The following is a 22315-nucleotide window of genomic DNA, read 5'->3' as shown; positions in this document are numbered from 1 at the left end:
CTCAGGCCTCCCGTATGAACAGTGCGAGCGCCTCGCCGGTCAGCTCGTCCAGCGACTTGCCACCCTTGGGGGCAAACCACTGCACGGCCCAGTTCAGTGCGCCGAAAAGAAACAGGCGGGCCACGCCCGGGGTGGCCTGCAGTGCGCCCTGCCGTGACAGGGCTTCGAGCGTGGGCATCCAGGCGGCCTCGTAGGCGTCCTTGACGCGGGCGATCCCCTTGCGCTGCGCGGGCGTCAGGGAACGCCATTCGTACAGCATCACCGGGATGAAGCCACTGCGCGGGCCGAGCAATATCTCGAAATGGTGGCGAATCAGCACCCGCAGCTGCTCATGCGGCGTGGCACCCGCTGGCAGGGCGGCCATTGCCTGCTGCTGGCTCTGCAGGGCCATGACCATGCCTTCGTTCATGACCGCATGGAGCAACGCCCCCTTGCTCTCGAAATGGTAGAAGGGCGAGCCGCTGTGCATGCCTGCTGCCGCCGCAATGTCGCGCGTGGTGGTGGCCGCAAACCCCTTGGTCAGAAACAGCCGGGCAGCGCCGTCCATGAGCTTGCGGCGGCGGTTGCCGTCATCGACCTCTTCGGCCGTCTTGCGCGGGCGGCCCCGGGGGCGCCGGGGTTCGTCGGCTGCAGCGGCCGGGGCCTTGCGGGTGCGGGCAATGGGCGTGGATGGGGCTTCAGGGGGCTTGGGGGCAGGGGAGCGTTTGCGCCGGGTCGCGGGGGATTCCATGCACTGCACGATAGCAAAACACTTTATTTTTAGCAAGCAAGTGCTTTGTAAAAATAGAGCACGCTCTGGCAAGCTGGTGCCCTGATGGTTGAGGCCAATCGAAACGGCTGGGTGCCGCAAATTTGTTCCCAATCGTTGATCCACCCATCAAGTTGAAACAGCCGAGCGAAGATGAAATGCAGGATTTGCATCGTTCTGTTTGCTTCGTTGGTTTAATGACCCTAAAAGCTGTCTTTGCTGATTTGGTGGGCCAGGGGTAGGGCAAGGCATATCCCCTACGCTTCGCGTTCCATTCAAAGAGAGGCAGGTTTCATGAACACTTACGGCATTGCCCGCTGGGCACGTGGCGCCATCGTCACTGCGTCCGCCGCCCTGGCGCTGGGCGCGCAAGCGCAGGTCATCGATTTCTCCGGCACCCGCGGCGCGGGCGTCAACCAGACGGACGTGCTGCTGGAAAACCTGCGCCTCCTGGTGCCGGTGGCCAACCCGCAGCAGCCGGGCACCACGACCACGGTGGAGTCCAACTACAACATCCTGTTCCGCTTCGACCCTGCCACCTTGCACCTGGTGCCGGTGGGTCTGCAGCAGACCGGCGGGTCGGGCTCGGTGCAGTGCGCCACGGCCCAGGTGACGGTGTTCGATGCGTTGCGCGGCGCGAACCAGCCCCTGGCCAATGCGTCGGTGACGCTGGGCACGCGCTCGGCCACCACCAATGCCCAGGGCGTGGCCTCGTTCGCGGGGCTGGCGCAGGGCTTCTTCACGGTGACCACGACGGCACCCAACTACTCGCCCGCCAACCAGACGGTGCTGCTCAACTGCGCTGCCCCCAACCAGGTGGCGGTGGCCCTGTCGCCCGCCAGTGGCAGTGCCGGCGGCCTGGCGGCCGGCCAGTTCCGCACCATACTGACCTGGGGCGAGAACCCGCGCGACCTGGATTCGCACCTGACGGGCCCCACGGCCAATGGGACCGATCGCTGGCATGTGTACTTCGCTGCCAAGAATGCGGGTGACATGTGCGCCCTGGACGTGGACGACATCTCCTCCTACGGCCCGGAAACGGTGACCTGCCCACCTACGGCCAGCACGGGTGGCGCGTTGCGCCCGGGCGTCTACCGCTATTCGGTGCACCACTATGCGGGCTCGGGCAACCTCGGCACGTCGAATGCCAACGTGCGGCTGGAGCTTTCCAATGGCCAGGCCTACACCTTCACGCCGCCGGCGGCGCCTTATACCGGTGCCAACAACGTCTGGACGGTCTATGAACTGACGGTGCTGGCCGACGGGTCGGTGGGCGTGGCGCCGGTCAATTCGGTGATGGCGAATGTCTCTTCGGGCAGTGTTGCGCGCGAACTGCCGATCGCCGAAGGCACCGGGCTCGGTCAGGCGGAAAGCCCCTCGGTGTTCCGGAACCTGGCCAAATAAGCGGGTGAGGGCGCTGCTGCACGCTGGCGCCCTGGCGTGCAGCATTGCGCCGCAATGGTATGAAGGGTGACAGTCTGTAGCGCTCCACTCGACAGGTTTTGCTTCATGCTGCTGCTATTTTGATAGCGAAATGGTGCTGCTGCATGCGATTGCCGGGGGGGGGCTGGTGGATATTTGCGCGCGCTGTGGGTTGGCCGGGTGCATGCCCACGCCTGCCTGTTTAACAGAGACATTTGCAGGGTTAATGGGGTGGGGCAGGGGCGCCGGTGATAACGTAAGGGCATGAACACACCGAACCCAACCCCTACGCCCACGCCATCCGGTCTTGATGCAGAAAAGATGCGCAGCGACCTGGAAAACCTGCTTCGCAAGGCTGCCCCGCCGCAGGGCAAGGCCGCTACCGACAAGCCTGCAGGCAAGTAAGTCGACCAAACCCCAGCCACGCCGCCGGCCCGCATTGCGGGTCGGCGGCGCTTGCATTTGGGGCCCGCCCTTCGGGCGATGCGATAAGGGCGGCCCACTGCAATGCGATGGCCATTGGTTTTCCATATCGGCGGTGCATGGACGGCGGTGATACAGTGGTGCAGCAACGTGTTTGTCCTGCGGCCAGACCTTTCCTGTGCGCCCTGATTGGCGGCCTGCCTTTGGTCGGCCGACCGGGTTTTCGAGGGGTGGGGCTGCCTGAATGAAAGCCCGACCATGGCCACCGTTTCCGATCTTCAGAGCATCGTGTACTCCGGCAACCCGCAGGCCGATGCCCTGCTGGACAACCCGTCGCCATGGAACTTCTTTCCCGATGGCCGCAACGTGCTGTACTACACCTTCGATGCCAGCCCTGGCAGCGTGGCGGCGACCGATGCGGGGCGCCCCATCACGGCGTTCAATGCGGCCCAGCAGCAGGCCACGCGGCAGATACTGCAGTACGCGGCCACCGTCACCGGCATCACCTTTACCGAGGTGGGCAGCTCTGCGCAGGCCGATCTCCATTTCGTGGCCACCAATATTCCGGGGGCATCGACGGCTGGATTGGCATCCACCTTCTACAACTACAGCTACAACGGCAGCCAGACGCTGACCCGGCTCAACGCGGAATCGGTGGTGTACCTGGACAACGTGGAGCATGCCGGCATCAACAACCAGCCCGCGGCGGGCGGCGTTGGCTACGAGGTGCTGCTGCACGAGATAGGCCATGCACTGGGGCTTGCGCACCCGTTCGATTCCTCGCGGCCATTGCCTGCCTCGCAGGACAACACCAACAACACCGTCATGTCGTACACGCGCGCCGGTCCCTACAAGACCACGTTCCAGGCGTACGACCTGCTGGCCCTGGACTGGATCTATGGCCGCGATGGGCTGGGCGGCACCTGGGGCTTCAATTCCACGAATGGCCCGACGCTGAATTTTTCGAGCCAACCCAGCGGCACTGCGGGGCCGGATGTGTTCACCAGCACGCAGGCCAATGAAACGTTCAACGGTGCCGCTGGGGTGGACACCCTGGTGGCCCATGGGGCCCGGGGCAGCTACTCGCTGACCCGCAAGGACGGCGGCTGGCAGCTGGTGGATGGCACTGCGGGGCGTGACGGTACCGACACTTTGCTGCAGATCGAGCGGGTGCGCTTTTCGGACCGCTCCGTGGCGCTGGACCTGGACGGCGCAGCTGGTACGACAGCGCGCATGCTGGGGGCGCTGGTCGGTCCGGCAGGGGTGGCCAGCCGCGATCTCGTGGGGGTGGTGCTGGGCGTGGTGGATTCGGGTGCGTCGCAGCTGCAGCTGGCGCAGCTGGGCCTCAATGCGGTTCTGGGCGCCTCGGCGACGCCGGAGCAGGTCGTGGCGCTGCTGTTCGGCAACGTGGTGGGGGCGCCAGCAGATGCTGCCACGGTGCAGTCGCTGGCGGGCCTGATCAAATCAGGCGCCTACACCAGTGCGTCGTTCACGGTGGCCGTCGCCAACCTGGACATCAACGCAGCCCATATCGACCTGGTGGGGCTCAGCGCGCGGGGGCTTGACTACGCCTGATCGGGCGCCCATGGCCGCACGTGCCAGGGCTGCGTCTTCTTCTCCCTGTGATTCAGGTCACTCCCGCAAGGCAGGCACCTTCGTTGTACGCATAAAACTTCATATAGGAACTGGTACACTCCGTTTCCTATATGAATTCCCTTCTGCGCATTCCACTCAACGCGACGCCCGACCAGGTGGAGCGGCTGCATGCCTTGCAGGTGGGGTTTGCCAAGGTGTGCAATGCCATTGCGCCCGTGGTGCAGCAGACGAAGGTGTGGAACCGGGTGGCCTTGCACCACCTGACCTACCGCCAGCTGCGCGAGCAGTTCCCGGAAATGGGCTCGCAGATGGTCTGCAACGCCATCTATTCCGTTTCGCGGACAGGGCGTCTGGTGTACCAGCACCCCGCCAGCCCGTTCAACCTGGCACGCCTGGGTGACAAGCCGCTGCCCTTGCTGCAGTTTGCAGACACCCTGCCGGTTTATTTTGACCGCCATACGCTGAGCGTCAAGGCGGGGCAACTGTCCATGTTCACCCTGGATGGCCGCATGCGCTTCGAATTGGCACTGCGCCCGGAAGACGAGGCGAGCTTTCACGAAAAAAAGCTGCGCGAGATCGTGCTGTCGCGCCGCTCCGACGGTGTGTACGTGCTGTCCTTCCTATTGGGTGATGGGCCTGAAGGCAAGGAAGCTCAATCGGACATGCCTGATGGCGAAATCCCCGAATACATCATGGTTCAAGAGACTGTATGAAACCCAACGTTCCCCCTTCTGAACTGCGCAAGGCAATAGGCACGCTCAAGCCCTACTTCGTTCGCGCTGGCTGGTTCAGTGTGTTCTCCAGCCTGTTGATTCTGGCGCCTTCGGGCTACATGCTGGAGGTGTATGACCGGGTGGTGAACACGCGCAACCACACCACCCTGGTGATGCTGACATTGCTTATTTTGGGGGCATACATGGTGATGGAGGTCCTGGAGTGGGCGCGCAGTGAAGTGATGCGCTCTGCCAGCGTGGAGCTGGACCGGATCATGAGCGGGCGCATTTTTGGCGCAATATTTGAGGCCAGCCTGAAGCGAATGCCCGGCGCCTCGCAGCAACCGCTCAATGACTTTCGGGCCATCCGGGATTTTCTGTACTCGCCCGCACTCCTGGCTGCCATGGAGACACCCATTGCACTGGTGATGATGGTGCTGCTTTTCATGATCAGCCCATGGCTGGGCTGGGCTTCGTTGGTATTTGGTGTCATCCAGGTGGTGGTGGCCTGGTTCAATGAGCGCGCCACGAAACCGCCGCTGATGCAGGCCAACGGCAGCGCCATTGCCGCTCAGCAGTATGCCGATGGGGCCTTGCGCAATGCCGAAGTGATCGAGTCCATGGGCATGCTGCGTGATATGCACCAGCGCTGGCAGCACAAGCAGAGGGAATTTCTTCGCCTTCAGTCTCTGGCGTCTGATCGCGGAGGCGCCTTTCAGGCCATTTCCAAGTTTGTGCAAACCGTTCTGAGTTCCCTGCTGCTTGGCCTGGCCTGCTGGCTTCTGCTGCGCAACGAGCTGCATGGTGGTGCGGGGATGATGATCGTCGCCTCCATTCTGGGGGGGCGTATGCTGGCGCCGCTGGTCCAGGTCGTGAGCCAGTGGCAATCGGTAGTCAATGTGCGAGACGCTTGGATCCGGCTGGATGGCCTGCTGGCCGCCTTGCCAGGGCAACCAGTAGGAATGTCATTGCCTGCGCCGAGCGGGGCCTTGCAGGTCGAGCAGCTGTTCGCCGCCTCGCCTGGTACCCAGGCTCCGATACTGCGCGGTCTGGCCTTCGCCCTGGCACCCGGCGAGGCGCTTGCTGTGGTGGGGCCCTCGGCCTCGGGCAAGACCACACTGGCGCGGCTGCTGACCGGGCTGTGGCCAGCGGCTGGGGGCAAGGTGCGGCTGGATGGTGCCGATGTGCACACATGGAACAAGGCGCAACTGGGTCCCCACGTCGGATACCTGCCGCAAGGCGTAGAGCTCTTTGAAGGCACGCTGGCTGAGAACATTGCCCGTTTTGGCGAGGTGGACATGACCAAGGTGGAGGCGGCGGCGCGCACTGTGGGGCTGCACGAGTTCATCCTGTCCCTGCCCCACGGGTATGACAATCCGGTCGGGTCTGACGGAGCACGCTTGTCCGGCGGCCAGCGGCAACGGGTGGGGTTGGCGCGGGCTCTGTACGGCGACCCGGTATTTGTGGTGCTCGATGAACCCAACTCGAGTCTGGACGAGCAAGGCGATGCGGCGCTGGCCCAGGCCATTCTGACCGCCAAGGGGCGGGGCACGACCTTCGTCATCATGACCCACCGGGTGAGCGTCCTGGCTGTGGTCGATAAGTTGCTGGTACTGCGCGATGGACAGCAAGTGGCCTTCGGTCCGCGCGATGAGGTGCTGGCCGCGCTGAACAACGCGCAGCAAGCGCAAGCCCAAGCGCAAGCGCAAGCGCAAGCGCAACAATCTGCGCCAGCCTCGGCACAAGCCCTCGCCGCATCCTGATACAGGTTCATATTTCATGAAGAAAACTGGTTTTTTCCACCGCAGTGAGCTCGCAGAGGCGCTGTGGGAGTTCCGTCGGGAATTCATCGTGATCGGCATCTTCAGCATGGTGGCCAACGTACTCATGCTGGCACCGACGATGTACATGCTGCAGATCTTCGACCGCGTGATGGTCAGCCGCAGTGACCTGACCCTGATCGCCATGTCCCTGGTGACTCTGTTCCTTTTTGCAGTGATGGCGTTTTCGGAGTGGATGAGGTCGCGCGTGCTGGTGCAGGCCGGTCTGCGCCTGGATGCAATACTTAGCGCCCGGGTGTTCAATGCCAGTTTTGAAGCCCGGCTCACGCAATCGGGCGCCTCCGTGGCGCGCACATTCACCGATCTGATCAACATGCGCCAGTTCGTCAGCGGCAGTGGAACGCTGGCTTTCTTCGATTTGCCATGGGCGCCCATCTATCTGGCCGTGCTGTTCTTCCTGCATCCTATGCTGGGCTACGCTGCGCTGGTATTTGCAGCAATACAGGGGGCTCTCGCATGGTTTGGCCATCGCCACACTGTCGCTCCTTCGGAGGCTGCGGCCAAAGCCAATTCTGACTCCAGCGCCTATCTGCAAAGCAAATTGCGCAACGTGGAAGTGCTGGAATCGATGGGTATGGTGCACAACCTGCGACCCCATTGGCAGAGTCGCCATGACAAGGCGTTGGATCTGGGGGGGCACGCGCAGGCGCTGACCCATCGGATCAGCGCCTGGAGCAAGTTCATTCGCTACACCCAGCAGTCCCTGGCATTGGCATTGGGCGCCTTGCTGGTGATCGATGGCCAGCTGTCGCCGGGGGGCATGATCGCTGCCAACGTCCTGATGGGCCGTGCCCTCGCACCCATCGATATGCTGGTGGGTACCTGGCGCAACTTTGTGGGAGCGCGTGCTTCGTTCGAGCGCCTGGAAGATCTATTGCGAGACCATCCCGAACGCGATCCCGCCTTGTCTCGCGTGGCGCCACAGGGGGCCGTGACGGTACGTGACCTGGTGGCTACAGCGCCGGGCCGACCTATGCCCATCCTCAAAGGGATCAGTACCGCGGTACAGGCGGGTGCCGTTACCGTGGTGCTGGGCCCCTCCGGCTCGGGAAAATCCACCCTGGCGCGTTGCCTGATGGGCATCTGGCCCGATGCATCGGGCGAGGTGCTGCTCGATGGCTTGCCCATCGAGGGCTGGGACCGCATGGAACTGGGCCCGCACCTGGGCTATCTGCCGCAGGACATCGAATTGTTCGAGGGCTCGATTGCCGAAAATATCGCCCGGTTCGGGGCGGTCGACCCCGAGAAGGTCATCGCCGCCGCGCGTTCTGCGGGGCTGCACGAGATGATCCTGCGCTTTCCCAAAGGCTACGACACGCCCATCGGCGAAGCCGGCAACCTGCTCTCGGGGGGCCAGCGCCAGCGGGTGGGCCTGGCCCGGGCCGTGCATGGCGATCCGGTGCTGGTGGTGCTTGACGAGCCCAATGCCAACCTGGATGACGTGGGCGAGGCTGCTCTGGTGCGCACCGTGCAGGAGCTCAAGGCACGCGGTTGCACGGTGTTCCTGATCACCCACCGCCCCGGCATTCTGGCCGTGGCAGACCGCCTTCTGATTTTGCAGGACGGCGTGGTCCAGGCCGATGGCCCGCGCGACGCGGTGCTCAATGCGCTGCGTGCCGCCCAGGCGGCTGCGCAATCGCCCCCATCTCCTCCCGCTGGCGCTGCAGGTGGACTGCAGCCAACGCCAGCTTGAGCGCGTCATTTCTTCTGCTGCTCGCTGTTTTACCGATCCCTCTTTCTGTCGGGTACTGACATGGTCAAATCATTGTTTCCTTTGAACAAAACTCCGGATGCGCCGCTGGATGCAAGCAGTTCAGCTGCCGGTAAGCCAGGCGATACAGGCCGCCCTGGCCGCATGGGCCTGTGGGTTCTGGCCATCGGCTTCGGTGGCTTCCTTCTCTGGGCATCCCTGGCACCCCTGGACGAAGGGGTGCCTGCATCTGGCATCGTGGCCCTCGACACCAAGCGCAAGGCAGTGCAGCACCTGAGCGGCGGTATCGTCAAGGAGGTGCTGGTCCGCGAAGGCGATTCTGTACAGGAGGGCCAGTTGCTGATCCGCCTGGACTCGGCAGTGGCCAAGGCCAACTACGAGTCCGTGCGCCAGCGCTATCTGGGGCTGCGGGCCATGCAGGGGCGGCTGTTGGCGGAGCAGGGCAACCTGGCGAGCATCAGCTTCCATCCGGATTTGCAGGCGGCTGCATCGGATCCGTTGATCCGCCAGCAAATGCAGAACCAGGAGCAGTTGTTCATGACACGGCGCAGCCTGCTGCGCTCTGACCTGCAGTCCATCGAGGAGAGCATCCAGGGCCAGGAAGGGCTGTTGCAGGCCTATGACGGCATGCTCGCCAGCCGCAAGAGCCAATTGGCGCTGATCAATGAAGAACTGGGCAATCTGCGGGGCTTGGTCAAGGAGGGCTATGCGCCGCGCAACCGACAGCTGGAAATGGAGCGCATGGTGGCCGACTCCAGCACCGCGATTGCCGATCTGCAGGGCAACACCATACGCGCGCGCCGCGCCATCGGCGAGCTGCGCCAGCGCGCGCTGTCGCGCCAGCAGGAGTACCGCAAGGAGGTTGAAACCAACCTGGCCGACGTCAGCCGCGAGGTGCTGGCCGACAATGAAAAGCTGCATTCGGTCACCGACGATCTGGCGCGCACCGAGATCAAGGCGCCAGCGTCTGGCCAAGTGGTGGCGCTTGCCATCCAGACCGTGGGCGGTGTGATCTCTCCAGGCCAGAAGCTCATGGACATCGTGCCCAAGGACGCCCCGCTGCTGCTGGAGGCGCATGTGGCACCGCACCTGATCGACCGGGTGCATTCCGACCTGCCGGTGGACGTGCGGTTCTCGTCCTTTGCCCATTCGCCCCAACTGGTGGTGGACGGCAAGGTGGTTTCCATCTCTGGAGACCTGCTCACCGAGCCGCAGACCAACGTCAGCTACTACCTGGCCCGTGTCCAGGTGACGGCCGATGGCCTCAAGAAGCTGGGCGCGCGCCAGTTGCAGCCCGGCATGCCCGTGGAAGTGATCTTCAAGACGGGTGAGCGCTCGATGCTGACCTACCTGCTGCATCCGCTGACCAAGCGGCTGGCGGCGTCCATGACCGAGGAGTGACGCGATGACCCCGCAACAATACGCCCATTCGCCCGTGCTCGCTGACCGCCGCAGCCCTGCGGCCCGCCTGGGCTGTCTGGCCGCCGCAGTGGCCGGGCTGTTGGCGGCTGCGCCCGCCTGGTCCATCGACTTGCGCCAAGCCTACGAGGCTGCGGTGGCCAATGATGCGACCATCCGCGCCTCGCGCGCCGCAGCCAATGCCAGCCGCGAGCAGTTGCCGCAGGCACAGGCCCAGCGGTTGCCCAACATGTCCTTCAGCGCGGGCCGCAACTACAACGATCTCACGAGCCGGACGCAGAACTTTCTCGGAGAGCCCACCACGACCGTGAACCGCTACTACAGCGGAAACCAGGCGCTGACGATTCGCCAGCCGTTGTACCGACCCGCCATCGGTGCGCTGGTCAAGCAGGCCGAGGCCGTGGTGCAGGATGCGGACGCCACGCTGGAATATGCCGAGCAGAGCCTTGTGGTGCGCGTGGGCGAGGCCTACTTCGAGGCGCTGCTGGCCGAAGAGCAATTGGTGCTCGTCAGCTCGCAGAAAAGCACCTATACCGTCCAGCTCGATGCGGCCAAGAAGGGCTTTGCTGCCGGCAGCGGTACGCGCACCGACATCGACGAAGCCCAGGCCCGCCTGGACATGACCTTTGCCCAGGAGCTCGAGGTCCAGCAGAACGTGGAGTACACGCGCCGCCGGCTGGAGACCATCACGGGCCAGCCCCTCGGTACCCTGGCGCGCCTGGATCTGGCGCGCTTCGCTCCCGCGGGCCCCGCGCCGAATTCGGTGGACGACTGGATTGCCCGGGCCGAGCAGGCCAGTCCCGAAATCAAGGCCCTGCGTGCCCGCCTGGAGGCTGCGAATTTCGAGATCGACAAGGCCAAGGCCGGGCACAAGCCTACGCTCGACGCCGTCGCGCAGTGGTCGCGCAACAGCAGCGACAGTGTGACCAACGTCAATTCGCGCTATGACAACAAGTCCATTGGCTTGCAACTGACCGTGCCGCTGTACCAGGGGGGCTACGTCAACTCCACCGTGCGCCAGGCCGTTGCCAGTGCCGAGCGCGCCCGCGAGCAGCTGGAGGCCACGCGCCTGGACCTCAGTGTGCGCGTGCACCGCGAATTTCGCGGCATGACCGAAGGCGTGCTGCGCATCAGCGCCCTGGAGCAGGCCGTGCGCTCGGCCGAGCAGGCCGTGCTATCGAACCAGATGTCCTTCAAGGCCGGCGCCCGCACCACGCTGGACGTGCTGAACGCCGAGCAGCAAAAGACCACGGCACTGCGCGACCTGGCCCAGGCCCGGTACCTGTATGTGGCGTCGCGCCTGCGCCTGCAGTCCCTGGCCGGGGACGAGCGTGCTGCCAGCGTGACGGAGATCAACGCCTGGCTGGCCCTTTGAATCGGGAACCTGCTGCTGCCGCGCACTGTTGCGCCGCGCTGCCTGCGCGCGGGGATAGGGTGGGTGTCCGTGCAATCGAATGCAACAGAGATGCATTCGCGTTGCTGTCGATTGGTGCCGTTTGTGTGACCAGCCGCACGCAGGGGTACATGAGGTTACTTGCCGACACAGGCCCTGCAGTTACGATTGGCGCCTCATGATCTGGTTGTCCGTGGTGGGTTTTCTGGTGGCGGCGATGGCTGCAGGGTTCGTCGTACGCTGGGTGCGGGGGCATGCGTCCGCCTATGGAAACGGCATGCCACAGCGCTTCCACATGGGGGATGTGCCGCGCCTGGGCGGCGCCGCCCTGCTGCTGGGCCTGGCAAGCGCCTGGGGCCTGGGCATCCTGCAGTCCTTTCTGGGCGATCCCGGCTCCCTCAAGCTGGGCTGGTGGGTGGGCAGCTGGTTGCTGGTACTGCTGCCGGCCGTGCTCGGCGGCATCGCCGAGGACATGACCCAGCGGCTGGCTGTGCGCTACCGCCTGGCGCTGACCGGCGCCTCGGGGCTGCTGGCCATCTTCCTGCTGGATCTTTCCGTTCCCCGCATCGGTCTGCCCTGGATCGACATGCTGCTGTCGGCCTGCCCCTGGCTGGGCCTGGCCATCGTGGTGCTGGCCGTGACGGGCCTGCCCCACGCCTTCAATATCATCGATGGATACAACGGCCTGGCGGGCATGGTTGCGATCATCGTCTGCCTCGCCCTGGCCCACGTGGCGCTGCAGGTAGGGGACCGTTCCCTGGCGGCCTTGCTGGTCACCACGGCTGCGGCCACAGGGGGCTTTCTGGTCTGGAACTACCCGCGGGGCATGCTGTTTGCGGGGGATGGCGGAGCCTATGTCTGGGGCGTCGTCATTGCCCTGGCCAGTATCTCCCTGGTACAGCGCAATGCCGATGTCTCCCCCTGGTTCCCCATGCTGCTGCTGATCTACCCGGTCTGGGAGACGGTGTTTTCGATCTACCGCAAGGCGGTTCGTGGCGTCTCGCCCGGCGTGGCCGATGCCCTGCATTTCCACCAACTGATCTACCGGCGCATCGTGCGCGGCGTGTTCCACGACGACGAATCGCGCCGCGTGCTCATGCGCAACAACCGCACCTCGCCCTACCTGTGGGGCTTCACCTTGCTCACGGTGGTGCCGGCCATCCTGTTCTGGAACAACACCCTGGTGCTGATGGGTTTCTGCTGGCTTTTCGTGATCAGCTATGTCGTGGCCTACCTGGCCATCGTGCGGTTTAAGGTACCGGACTGGTTGCGCCGCTGAGATTCCCCGGCGCCAGTTGGCAGACCGGCCCGCGAATGCGGCACAATTTGCGCCTCATCGTTTTCTCCCGACGGCCCGCCCCCATGACCGACCTTCTTTCGATTGCTCCCCGCGACAAGGCTGAAATCCTGGCCCAGGCGCTGCCCTACATCCGCAAGTTCCATGGCAAGACGATTGTCATCAAGTACGGCGGCAATGCCATGACCGACCCGGCCCTGCAGGCCGACTTCGCCGAAGACGTGGTGCTGCTCAAGCTCGTGGGCATGAACCCCGTCGTGGTGCACGGCGGTGGCCCGCAGATCGAAACGGCCCTGAATCGCCTGGGCAAGAAGGGCGAATTCGTGCAAGGCATGCGCGTGACCGACGCCGAAACCATGGAAGTGGTGGAGTGGGTGTTGGCCGGTGAGGTGCAGCAGGACATCGTGGGCCTGATCAACCAGGCTGGCGGCAAGGCCGTGGGCCTCACGGGGCGCGATGGAGGCATGATCCGCGCACAGAAGCTCAAACTGCTCGACACCAAGGACCCCAGCATCGAGCATGACGTGGGCCAGGTGGGCGACATCCTCTCCATCGACCCCAGCGTGGTCAAGGCGCTGCAGGACGATGCTTTCATCCCCGTGATCAGCCCCATCGGCTTCGGCGAGAACAACGAGAGCTACAACATCAATGCCGACGTGGTCGCCAGCAAGCTGGCCACCGTGCTGCAGGCCGAGAAGCTGATGCTCCTGACCAACACCCCCGGTGTGCTGGACAAGCAGGGCCAACTGCTCACCGACCTCACGGCGCGCGAGATCGACGCGCTGTTTGCCGACGGCACCATCTCCGGCGGCATGCTGCCCAAGATCGCCGGCGCGCTGGATGCCGCCAAGGCGGGCGTGCATGCGGTGCACATCATCGACGGCCGCGTTCCCCACGCCATGCTGCTCGAAATCCTGACCGACCAGGCCTACGGCACGATGATCCGCAGCCATTGATGATCCTGGTGATGGAATGAGACTGCTGCTGGTCGAAGACGATGTGATGGTGGCCAGCGGCATCAAGCTGGGGCTGTCCGATGCCGGCTATGCAGTGGATTGGGTCGGCAGCGGCGAGCGCGCGGAAGAAGTCCTGCGCGTCGAATCCTTCGACGCCGCCATCATCGACATCGGCCTGCCGGCCATGGACGGGCTCGAGCTCACGAAGCGCCTGCGCCGCCCGGACATGGCCAGCCCGTCGATGCCCGTGCTCATCCTCACCGCGCGCGATGCCCTGCACGACCGCGTGCAGGGCCTGGACCTGGGGGCCGACGACTACATGGTCAAGCCCTTCGAGCTGCCCGAGTTGCTGGCACGCCTGCGTGCCCTGCTGCGCCGCTCCCAGGCCGCCACCACGGCGGTGCTCAGCTTCGGCCCGCTGGAACTGGACACGGCAGGGCGGCGTGCCAGCATCCGCTCCGATGCCGGCGAACAGGTGATCGAGCTCGGGCCGCGCGAGTGGACCGTGCTCGAATACCTGCTCATCAATGCGCCCAAACCCGCCAGCAAAGACAAGCTGCTGCAGGCCCTGACCGGCTGGGACAAGGAGATCACCCCCAACGCGGTCGAGGTGTATGTCTCCCGCCTGCGTGGCAAGCTGGAGCCGCACGGCGTGGCGCTGCGCTCGATCCGGGGGTTCGGCTACCGGCTGGAACTCCAGGCCGGCTGAAAACGCCCCATTCTTCTTCTCGCGGCCCTGACCATGGAACCCCGGACCCCTCCTGTGCGACGGCCCGGGCTGCGTGCCATGACCTCGGACCTGCGCAACCGCTTGCTGCTGCTGCTGGTGCTGCCCCTGTGCGTGCTGGCGACCATCGGGGTCTGGCTCGACTACCGGTCGGCGGACGAGGCGGCCGGCCAGCACGACCAGCGCCTGCTGCGCCTGTTGCCGGCCCTGTCCGACTCGGTGCTGGCCCCGGCCATCCGCGACAACGATCCGCCCCTGCTGCTGCTGGCCCCACCGCTGGAGGATTTTTTGCGGCAGAACGCCGGCTTCTCGGGCTACAGCGTGCGCGACCCGTCGGGCAAGCTGCTGCTGGGTGACGACTGGGTGCACAGTGCCGTGCCCACCACCCAGGCACCCGAGTTCCACAGCATGGAGTACGGCGGCGTGACCTACCGTGTGGCCGTGCAGCGCGGGCGCACGGGGGCTGGCGAGATGGTGGTGGCCCTGGCCGATGGGTCCGACCCGCGCCAGCAGTGGGCCCAGCAACTGCTGCTGCGCGTGCTGCTGCCCAACCTGGTGCTGGTGGCCGCAGCCGCGCTGGCCATCCACTGGGCCGTGCGCCAGGCCTTCAAGCCGCTGGTGGACCTGGCCGAAGCGGTGGAGCACCGCTCGCCGCGCGACCTGAGCCCGATCGACGAGGCGGCCTCGCCCTCGGAAGTGCGGCCGCTCGTGCATTCGCTCAACCGACTGTTCGCCCTGGTCAACGCGCAGGCCGAGGGCCAGCGCCGCTTTGTGGCCGATGCCGCGCACCAACTACGCACCCCGCTCGCGGGTCTGCAGGCCCAGGTCGAGGCCTGGGCCATGATGGCCAAGGCGGCGGCACCCCAGCGGATGCCATCGTCCGGCGCGGACAAGAAGGGCCCCGTGTCCACCGATGGGCGAACCCAGGGTGCCATCGTGCTCGGCGTGGACCAGATCGAGAAGCTGCGCAACGCCACGCGCCGTACCTCGCAGCTGGCGCACCAGTTGCTCGCCCTGTCGCGTGCCGACGCGCGCAGCCTCGACGCCCAGTTGCCCCAGCGGGTGGACCTCAAGGACCTGTGCGAGACCCTGCTCGAAACCTTTCTCGATCCCGCCACCGGCAAGGGCCTGGACCTGGGGATCGAGGTCCAGCCCGTGCATGTCACGGGCCACGGCTGGCTGCTGCGCGAGCTGCTGTCCAACCTGGTGGACAACGCCATCAAGTACACCCCGCCCTCGGGCATCGTCACGATCCGCTGCGGCATGCGCCAGGGCAAGAGCGGGCCGCCGCGCGTTTTCCTGCAGGTGGAGGACGATGGCCCCGGGGTGCCCGATGCCGAGCGCACCCGCGTGATGCAGCGCTTTTACCGCGTGCCGGGCACAGTGGGCGAGGGCACGGGCCTGGGCCTGGCGATCGCCGACGAGATCGCCCGTGTGCACCGCGCTTCGCTGACCCTGGGCACCGGGGCGCAAGGCCGTGGCCTGCTGGTGACTGTGGTGTTTCCGCTGTAGCCTGTGCGGTACGGCGGCGGGCTCCGAGGCCTGTGCGAGAATCATTTCCACACATGATTTACGCCCTGCCGCAGACTGGGCATGCTGTTACCCCCGGCATGCGTTCCAGGTGGTGGGGACCACAGGCCCCAGGGCTCTGGGGCTGCCAGCCCCGGAGCGTACTCACTCCCTCTTTGCGCATGTCCGATCTTTTCACGTCTCCCGAGCCAGCCAGCACCGCCGATGCAGGGGACAGCCCTGCCGCGCGCAAGCGGCCCAAGCCCGGTGAGCGCCGGGTGCAGATCCTGCAGATGCTGGCCACCATGCTGGAACAGCCGGGCGCGGAGCGCATCACCACGGCGGCGCTGGCGTCGCGCCTGTCCGTCAGCGAGGCCGCGCTCTACCGCCACTTCGCCAGCAAGGCGCAGATGTTCGAGGGGCTGATCGACTTCATCGAGCAGTCCGTGTTCACCCTGGTGCAGCAGATCACCGGCCGCGAAGTGCCCGACCCCGCCCAGCCGGCCGAAGTGGGCTTGCGCCAGGCAAACCGCATCGTCGCGGTGCTGTTGCAGTTCGGCGAGCGCAACCCCGGCATGGTGCGCGTGATGGTGGGCGACGCCCTGGTGTTCGAGCACGAGCGCCTGCAGCAGCGCATGAACCAGTTCTTCGATCGCATCGAGTCCACGCTGCGCCAGTGCCTGCGGCCTGCAAAAGCTGACTCGGACACGCCCACGGTCGATGCCCAGGTGGCCGCCAGCGTGCTCACAGCGTTTGCGCTCGGGCGCCTGCAGCGCTACGCGCGCTCGGGCTTTCGCCGCATGCCCACCGAGCATTTGGATGCCAGCCTGGCGCTGATGGTCCAGAAGTAGGGGCGCAGACGCGTTCCCGGCGCGCCGCAAGGGCGCGCCTGCAGCACCGCCGGGTCGCTGCCGTGCAACAAACTTTTGGTACGGTCTCCCTATTTTTGGAGAGGCTTTTGGCGGCGCGGTGAATTTGCTGCAGAATAGTACGAACGTTCGTTTTTATTTGCACGCATGCCCGCCACCTCCGACTCTACCCCGGTCACCCGCATTCCGCGCCCCCGCAGCGGCACGGGCCGCGCCCTGCAAAAAGGCCAGCAGACCAAGGCGGTCATCGTCGAGGCGGCGCTCGGCCTGGCCACACACATCGGGCTCGAGGGCCTGTCCATTGGCGCCCTGGCCGATGTGACGGGCATGAGCAAGTCGGGCGTCTTCGCCCACTTCGGTTCGCGCGAGGAGTTGCAGATCTCCGTGATCCGCGAATACCACACCCGCTTCGAGCAAGAGGTGTTCTACCCCGCCATGTCGGCGCCGCGCGGCGTGGCGCGCCTGAGTGCGCTGTTCGACAACTGGATGAAGCGCACCTCCATCGAGATCGACTCGGGCTGCATCTACATCAGCGGTGCGGTCGAGTTCGATGACCGCAACGGCCCCGTGCGCGACGCGCTGGCCAGTTCGGTCCTGACCTGGCTGGCCGCCATGCGCCGCGCCATCGAGCAGTGCAAGGAGTGCGGCGAACTGCGCCCTGACACCAATGAAGAGCAGATGCTCTTCGAGATCCACGGCCTGATCCTGGCGCTGCACTATGAAGCGCGCTTCCTGCGCACCCCCGGCTCCATGGCGCGCTCCGTCATGGGCTTTCAGAACATTCTGGCGCGCTACAGCGTACCAAGCACCCCGGTGGCCGCAGCCGCACCCGCTGCAGCACGCCGCAAAGTTTCCATCCAAACCACCATCTCCAAGGAGTAACCCCATGCCCAGCTATACGCCGCCCCTGCGCGACATGCAATTCGTCATGCACGAAGTGCTCAAGGTCAGCGACGAACTCAAGGCCCTGCCGGCCCATGCCGAGGTGGACGTGGACACCATCAATGCCGTGATCGAAGAAGCCGGCAAGTTCGCTGCCGAGGTCACCTTCCCGCTGAACATCAGCGGCGACACCGAAGGCTGCGTGCTGGACAAGGCCACCCACGAAGTGAAGACCCCCACGGGCTTCAAGGACGCCTACGCCAAGTACGTCGAAGGCGGCTGGGCAGCCCTCTCCTGCGACCCCGCCTACGGCGGCCAGGGCCTGCCCTTCGTGCTCAACCAGTGCCTGTACGAGATGATGAACTCGGCCAACCAGGCCTGGACCATGTACCCCGGCCTGTCGCACGGCGCCTACGAGGCCCTGCATGCCCACGGCACCGATGCGCAAAAGGCGCTGTACCTGCCCAAGCTCACCAGCGGTGAGTGGACCGGCACCATGTGCCTGACCGAACCCCATTGCGGTACCGACCTGGGCCTGCTGCGCACCAAGGCCGAGCCCCTGGCCGACGGCAGCTACAAGATCACCGGCAACAAGATCTTCATCTCGGCCGGTGAGCACGACATGGCCGTCAACATCGTCCACCTGGTGTTGGCACGCCTGCCCGACGCGCCCAAGGGCAGCAAGGGCATCAGCCTGTTCGTCGTGCCCAAGTTCAACATCAATGCCGATGGCTCGCTGGGTGAGCGCAACCCGATCTTCTGTACGGGCCTGGAGCACAAGATGGGCATCCATGGCAACGCCACGGCGCAGATCGCCATCGACGGCGCCATCGGCACCCTGGTGGGCCAGCCCAACAAGGGCCTGGCCGCCATGTTCGTGATGATGAACGCCGCCCGCCTGGGCGTGGGCAACCAGTCGCTGGGCCTGACCGAAGTGGCCTACCAAAATGCCCTGGCCTATGCCAAGGACCGCATCCAGATGCGCAGCCTGTCGGGCACCAAGGCCAAGGACAAGGATGCCGACCCGATCATCGTGCACCCCGACGTGCGCAAGATGCTGCTCACGGCCAAGGCCTATGCCGAAGGCGGCCGCGCGCTGCAGATCTTCTGCACGCTGCTGCTGGACAAGGCCCACGGCCACGCCGACGAGAAGGTGCGCAAGGACTCCGAGGAACTCGTGGCCCTGCTCACGCCCATCGTCAAGGCCTTCATCACCGACAACGGCCACATCGCCACCAACGCGTGCATGCAGGTCTTCGGCGGCCATGGCTTCATCAAGGAATGGGGCATGGAGCAGTACGTGCGCGACAACCGCATCAACATGATCTACGAAGGCACCAACACCATCCAGTCGCTGGACCTGCTGGGCCGCAAGATCCTGGGCAACAACGGCGCCTCGCTCAAGAAGTTCGGCAAGCTCGTGGGCAAGCTGGTCGAGGAAGAAGGCGTGAACGAGAAGATGGCCGAGTTCATCAACCCCGTCGCCTACCTGGCCGACCAGATGACCAAGTTCACCACCGAGATCGGCTTCAAGGGCCTTCAGAACCCCGACGAAGTGGGTGCCGCCGCCGTGGACTACCTGCGCGTGGCTGGCCACCTGGTGTTCGGCTACCTGTTCGCCCGCATGGCCCAGGTCGCCCTGCGCGAGATCGCCGCCGGCAACACCGACCCGTTCTACCAGGCCAAGCTGCAGACCGCGCGCTTCTACTTCGCCAAGCTCTTCCCCGAGACCGCGACGCTGATGCGCACGGCCCGTGCCGGCAGCAAGGTGCTGATGGACACCGACCTGGCCCTGGCCTGAGTCGCTGGCTTGCGGATCCCGACCTCTTGAACCACGGAGCAGCGTCCATGTACAAAGCAGCAACAGCCGCCCTTGCGTTCGTCGCCTTTGCGGCACCGGCCTGGGCGCAGATGACGCCCGAAGGCCTGTGGCGCAACGTTGACGACAAGACCGGCGAGGCCAAGGCCGAGATCCGCATCCGCGATGCGGGTGGAGGTGCCCTGACCGGCGTGCTCGAAAAGCGCCTGGCCAAGGACGCCAAGCCCGACGAGGTGTGCACGGAATGCAGCGACGACCGCAAGGGCAAGCCACTGCAGGGCCTGGAGCTCATCCGCGGCGCCAAGAAGGCCGAAGGCAAGGACGTGTGGGAGGGCGGCAAGATTCTCGACCCCGAGAACGGCCGCAACTACACGCTGCGCATGGCGCCCATCGAGGGTGGCAAGAAGCTGGAAGTGCGCGGCTCCATCGGCCCCTTCGGCCGCACGCAGACCTGGGTGCGGGTGCAGTAAGACAAAGACAACCGCACGCACCGGGCCACGCCAGGTGCGCGCAACAACGAGGGCAGGGCGCTGCGCCGCTGTCGTCCTCATGGAGAAACACCGATGTCAAGATTCCAAGTGAAGAAAGTCGCCGTGCTCGGCGCGGGCGTGATGGGCGCGCAGATCGCTGCGCACCTGGTCAACGTCAAGGTGCCTGTGGTGCTGTTCGACCTGCCGGCCAAGGAAGGTCCGAAGAACGGCATCGTCACCCGTGCCGTCGAAGGCCTCAAGAAGCTCAAGCCCTCGCCCCTGGGCGTGGCGGACGATGCCGCCCTGATCGGCCAGGCCAACTATGAGGAGCACCTGGAGCAACTGCGCGACTGCGACCTGATCATCGAGGCCATCGCCGAGCGCATGGACTGGAAGCTCGACCTGTACAAGAAGATCGCGCCTTTCGTCGCACCGCATGCCATCGTGGCATCGAACACCTCGGGCCTGTCGATCACCAAGCTCTCCGAGGCCCTGCCCGAGAGCATCAAGCCGCGTTTTTGCGGCATCCACTTCTTCAACCCGCCGCGCTACATGGTGCTGGTGGAGCTGATCAACACGCCCACGACCTCGCCCGAAGTGCTCGACCAGCTCGAAGCCTTCGTCACCAGCGGACTGGGCAAGGGCGTGGTGCGCGCGCACGACACGCCCAACTTCGTCGCCAACCGCGTGGGCATTGCCGGCATGCTGGCGACCATGAAAGAAGTCGAGAACTTCGGCCTGACCTACGACGTGGTCGATGACCTCACGGGCAAGAAGCTCGGCCGTGCCTCGAGCGGCACCTTCCGCACCGCCGACGTGGTGGGCCTCGATACCATGGCCCACGTCATCAAGACGCTGCAGGACAACCTGGACGACAAGAGCGACCCGTTCTACGCCAGCTTCGGCACGCCCGCCGTGCTCCAAAAGCTGCTGGAGTTGGGCAACCTGGGCCAGAAGGCCAAGGCCGGTTTCTACAAGAAGGTCGGGCGCGACGTACTGCGCTTTGACCTCCAGAGCGAAGAGTACGTGCCCGGCGGCCAGAAGGCCGACGAGGTGTACGGCCGCATGCTCAAAAAGCCTGCCGCCGAGCGCCTGCGCCTGCTGCGCAATGCCGAGGGTGCGCAAGGCCAGTTCCTCTGGGCCATCCTGCGCAACAGTTTCCACTATGCCGCCGTGCATCTCTCCACCATTGCCGACAATGCGCGCGATGTAGACCAGGCCATGCGCTGGGGCTTCGGCATGAAGCAAGGCCCCTTCGAGCTGTGGCAGGAAGCCGGCTGGCTCGACGTGGCGAAGATGATCCAGGAAGACATCGACGCCGGCAAGGCCCTCTCCAAGGCGCCGCTGCCCGAGTGGGTTTTCAAGGGCCCCGTGGCCGAGGCCGGTGGCGTGCACACCGCACAAGGCTCGTGGAGCGCATCGGCGCAGAAGTTCATCGCGCGCCGTGCGCTGCCGGTGTACGAGCGCCAGCACTTCCCCGAGAAGCTGCTCGGCGAGGCGCTGCCCGACTTCGCCACCGCCGGCACCACGCTGCACGAGGACGATGCCATCCGCCTGTGGACCCTGGAAGGCGCTGACCGCGCGCCCGGCACCGGCATCGTGATCGCCAGCATCAAGACCAAGATGCACGCCATCAGCCCCGACGTGGCCGAAGGCCTCACGCTGGCTGTGGACCTGGCCGAGAAGGACTACGAAGGCCTGGTGATCTGGTCGGGCGACGAGCCCTTCAGCGCCGGCGCCGACCTGCAGGCCATGCTGCCCGCCTTCATGGTGGCCGGCGTGAGCGCCATCGAAGGGGCCGAGGCCGAACTGCAGAACACCATGCTGCGCATCCGCTACGCCAACGTGCCCGTGGTCGCTGCGGTGCGCGGCCTGGCGCTGGGCGGTGGCTGCGAGCTGGCCGTGCACTCGGCCCGCCGTGTGGTGCACATGGAAAGCTACATCGGCCTGGTCGAAGTCGGCGTGGGCCTGGTGCCCGGCGCCGGCGGCCTGACCTACATTGCCCGCCGTGCGGCCGAGAACGCCGCCACCTCCACGGGCAAGGACATCCTGCCCTTCCTGACCGAAGGCTTCACGGCTGCGGCCATGGCCAAGGTGGGTACCAGCGCGCTCGAATCGCGCAAGCTCGGCTACCTGCTCGACAGCGACGTGATCGTGCCGCACAAGGACGAACTGCTGTTCGTGGCCATCAACGAGGCCAAGTCCCTGGCCAAGGGCGGCTGGCGTGCGCCGGCCAAGCGTTTGTTCCCGGTAGCGGGCCGCAGCGGCATCGCCACCATCAAGGGCTCGCTGGTCAACATGCGCGACGGCGGCTTCATCAGCCAGCACGACTTCCACATCGCCGGCTTGATCGCCGAAGTGGTCTGCGGCGGCGATGTGGATGCCGGCACCCTGGTGAGCGAGGAGTACCTGATGACGCTGGAGCGCAAGGCGTTCTGCGCCCTCATCGAACACCCCAAGACGCAGGAGCGCATCCTCGGGATGCTGTCCACCGGCAAGCCTGTGCGCAACTGACCGGTC

Annotated in this window: 17 protein-coding genes; 16 read left to right on the top strand and 1 reads right to left on the bottom strand. The window is 65.4% G+C overall.

All coding sequences use genetic code 11. The annotated features are described in order from the left end of the window. Position 1: 1 nt before the first annotated feature. A complete protein-coding gene (locus U5N23_RS25780; protein WP_322595535.1) occupies positions 2-730 on the bottom strand; it encodes a TetR/AcrR family transcriptional regulator in 729 nt (242 codons plus the stop codon). A gap of 312 nt (positions 731-1042) precedes the next feature. Between U5N23_RS25780 and U5N23_RS25775 the strand changes: the two genes are divergently transcribed. The 16 genes from U5N23_RS25775 (at position 1043) to U5N23_RS25700 (ending at position 22309) form a co-directional block, all read left to right on the top strand. Next, positions 1043-2152 (top strand): carboxypeptidase regulatory-like domain-containing protein, encoded by a 1110-nt coding sequence (locus tag U5N23_RS25775; protein ID WP_322595534.1) that lies wholly within the window; start codon positions 1043-1045, stop codon positions 2150-2152. Between the two features lie 699 nt (positions 2153-2851). Next, positions 2852-4168, top strand: coding sequence for a M12 family metallo-peptidase (locus tag U5N23_RS25770; protein ID WP_322595533.1), 1317 nt, complete (start codon positions 2852-2854; stop codon positions 4166-4168). 131 nt (positions 4169-4299) lie between these two features. Further along, positions 4300-4902 carry a hypothetical protein gene (locus U5N23_RS25765; protein WP_322595532.1) on the top strand — a complete coding sequence of 201 codons (603 nt, stop codon included), beginning with the start codon at positions 4300-4302 and terminating at the stop codon, positions 4900-4902. Then, positions 4899-6665, top strand: coding sequence for a type I secretion system permease/ATPase (locus U5N23_RS25760; RefSeq protein WP_322595531.1), 1767 nt, complete (start codon positions 4899-4901; stop codon positions 6663-6665). The genes U5N23_RS25765 and U5N23_RS25760 overlap by 4 nt, the downstream gene beginning before the upstream one ends. Positions 6666-6681: 16 nt before the next feature. After that, the gene (locus tag U5N23_RS25755) at positions 6682-8436 is read left to right on the top strand and encodes a type I secretion system permease/ATPase (RefSeq protein WP_322595530.1); all 1755 of its coding nucleotides are present in this window, start codon (positions 6682-6684) and stop codon (positions 8434-8436) included. A gap of 60 nt (positions 8437-8496) precedes the next feature. Further along, positions 8497-9855, top strand: coding sequence for an HlyD family type I secretion periplasmic adaptor subunit (locus U5N23_RS25750; RefSeq protein WP_322595529.1), 1359 nt, complete (start codon positions 8497-8499; stop codon positions 9853-9855). A 4-nt stretch (positions 9856-9859) separates the two neighbouring features. Then, entirely contained in the window at positions 9860-11248 is a 1389-nt protein-coding gene (locus tag U5N23_RS25745) for a TolC family outer membrane protein (protein WP_322595528.1), read from the top strand. Between the two features lie 196 nt (positions 11249-11444). Further along, on the top strand, positions 11445-12545 hold the full coding sequence (locus U5N23_RS25740) for a glycosyltransferase (protein WP_322595527.1): 1101 nt from the start codon (positions 11445-11447) through the stop codon (positions 12543-12545). Positions 12546-12628: 83 nt separating this feature from the next. Further along, a complete protein-coding gene (gene argB / locus U5N23_RS25735) occupies positions 12629-13519 on the top strand; it encodes an acetylglutamate kinase (RefSeq protein ID WP_322595526.1) in 891 nt (296 codons plus the stop codon). Between the two features lie 16 nt (positions 13520-13535). Then, positions 13536-14228: a response regulator transcription factor gene (locus tag U5N23_RS25730; protein ID WP_322595525.1), complete on the top strand. Its 693-nt coding sequence runs from the start codon at positions 13536-13538 to the stop codon at positions 14226-14228. Between the two features lie 78 nt (positions 14229-14306). After that, positions 14307-15758, top strand: a complete 1452-nt coding sequence (locus U5N23_RS25725) for a sensor histidine kinase (RefSeq protein WP_322595524.1) — start codon at positions 14307-14309, stop codon at positions 15756-15758. Between the two features lie 179 nt (positions 15759-15937). Beyond that, positions 15938-16606 carry a nucleoid occlusion factor SlmA gene (gene slmA / locus U5N23_RS25720; RefSeq protein ID WP_322595523.1) on the top strand — a complete coding sequence of 223 codons (669 nt, stop codon included), beginning with the start codon at positions 15938-15940 and terminating at the stop codon, positions 16604-16606. 165 nt (positions 16607-16771) lie between these two features. Further along, complete coding sequence (locus tag U5N23_RS25715; protein ID WP_322595522.1) at positions 16772-17506, top strand: TetR/AcrR family transcriptional regulator; 735 nt, start codon at positions 16772-16774, stop codon at positions 17504-17506. 4 nt (positions 17507-17510) lie between these two features. Further along, positions 17511-19307, top strand: coding sequence for an acyl-CoA dehydrogenase C-terminal domain-containing protein (locus tag U5N23_RS25710; protein WP_322595521.1), 1797 nt, complete (start codon positions 17511-17513; stop codon positions 19305-19307). A 47-nt stretch (positions 19308-19354) separates the two neighbouring features. Further along, the gene (locus tag U5N23_RS25705; RefSeq protein ID WP_322595520.1) at positions 19355-19795 is read left to right on the top strand and encodes a DUF2147 domain-containing protein; all 441 of its coding nucleotides are present in this window, start codon (positions 19355-19357) and stop codon (positions 19793-19795) included. A 93-nt stretch (positions 19796-19888) separates the two neighbouring features. After that, the gene (locus U5N23_RS25700; protein ID WP_322595519.1) at positions 19889-22309 is read left to right on the top strand and encodes a 3-hydroxyacyl-CoA dehydrogenase/enoyl-CoA hydratase family protein; all 2421 of its coding nucleotides are present in this window, start codon (positions 19889-19891) and stop codon (positions 22307-22309) included. Positions 22310-22315 lie beyond the last annotated feature (6 nt).

It is taken from the genome of Acidovorax sp., from assembly GCF_034519795.1.
Lineage (GTDB): Bacteria > Pseudomonadota > Gammaproteobacteria > Burkholderiales > Burkholderiaceae_C > Acidovorax.
Note: the sequence above shows the minus strand (reverse complement) of the source record. Positions and strands in the feature narration are given on the sequence as shown.

Excerpts from the sequence above, each read along its gene's own strand:
- U5N23_RS25740 (WP_322595527.1), top strand. The coding sequence starts at position 11,445 with ATGATCTGGTTGTCCGTGGTGGGTTTTCTGGTGGCGGCGATGGCTGCA.
- U5N23_RS25780 (WP_322595535.1), bottom strand. The coding sequence starts at position 730 with ATGGAATCCCCCGCGACCCGGCGCAAACGCTCCCCTGCCCCCAAGCCC.
- U5N23_RS25760 (WP_322595531.1), top strand. The coding sequence starts at position 4,899 with ATGAAACCCAACGTTCCCCCTTCTGAACTGCGCAAGGCAATAGGCACG.
- slmA (WP_322595523.1), top strand. The coding sequence starts at position 15,938 with ATGTCCGATCTTTTCACGTCTCCCGAGCCAGCCAGCACCGCCGATGCA.
- U5N23_RS25750 (WP_322595529.1), top strand. The coding sequence starts at position 8,497 with ATGGTCAAATCATTGTTTCCTTTGAACAAAACTCCGGATGCGCCGCTG.
- U5N23_RS25705 (WP_322595520.1), top strand. The coding sequence starts at position 19,355 with ATGTACAAAGCAGCAACAGCCGCCCTTGCGTTCGTCGCCTTTGCGGCA.
- U5N23_RS25715 (WP_322595522.1), top strand. The coding sequence starts at position 16,772 with ATGCCCGCCACCTCCGACTCTACCCCGGTCACCCGCATTCCGCGCCCC.
- U5N23_RS25745 (WP_322595528.1), top strand. The coding sequence starts at position 9,860 with ATGACCCCGCAACAATACGCCCATTCGCCCGTGCTCGCTGACCGCCGC.
- U5N23_RS25725 (WP_322595524.1), top strand. The coding sequence starts at position 14,307 with ATGACCTCGGACCTGCGCAACCGCTTGCTGCTGCTGCTGGTGCTGCCC.
- U5N23_RS25700 (WP_322595519.1), top strand. The coding sequence starts at position 19,889 with ATGTCAAGATTCCAAGTGAAGAAAGTCGCCGTGCTCGGCGCGGGCGTG.
- U5N23_RS25765 (WP_322595532.1), top strand. The coding sequence starts at position 4,300 with ATGAATTCCCTTCTGCGCATTCCACTCAACGCGACGCCCGACCAGGTG.
- U5N23_RS25770 (WP_322595533.1), top strand. The coding sequence starts at position 2,852 with ATGGCCACCGTTTCCGATCTTCAGAGCATCGTGTACTCCGGCAACCCG.
- U5N23_RS25710 (WP_322595521.1), top strand. The coding sequence starts at position 17,511 with ATGCCCAGCTATACGCCGCCCCTGCGCGACATGCAATTCGTCATGCAC.
- U5N23_RS25730 (WP_322595525.1), top strand. The coding sequence starts at position 13,536 with ATGAGACTGCTGCTGGTCGAAGACGATGTGATGGTGGCCAGCGGCATC.
- argB (WP_322595526.1), top strand. The coding sequence starts at position 12,629 with ATGACCGACCTTCTTTCGATTGCTCCCCGCGACAAGGCTGAAATCCTG.
- U5N23_RS25755 (WP_322595530.1), top strand. The coding sequence starts at position 6,682 with ATGAAGAAAACTGGTTTTTTCCACCGCAGTGAGCTCGCAGAGGCGCTG.
- U5N23_RS25775 (WP_322595534.1), top strand. The coding sequence starts at position 1,043 with ATGAACACTTACGGCATTGCCCGCTGGGCACGTGGCGCCATCGTCACT.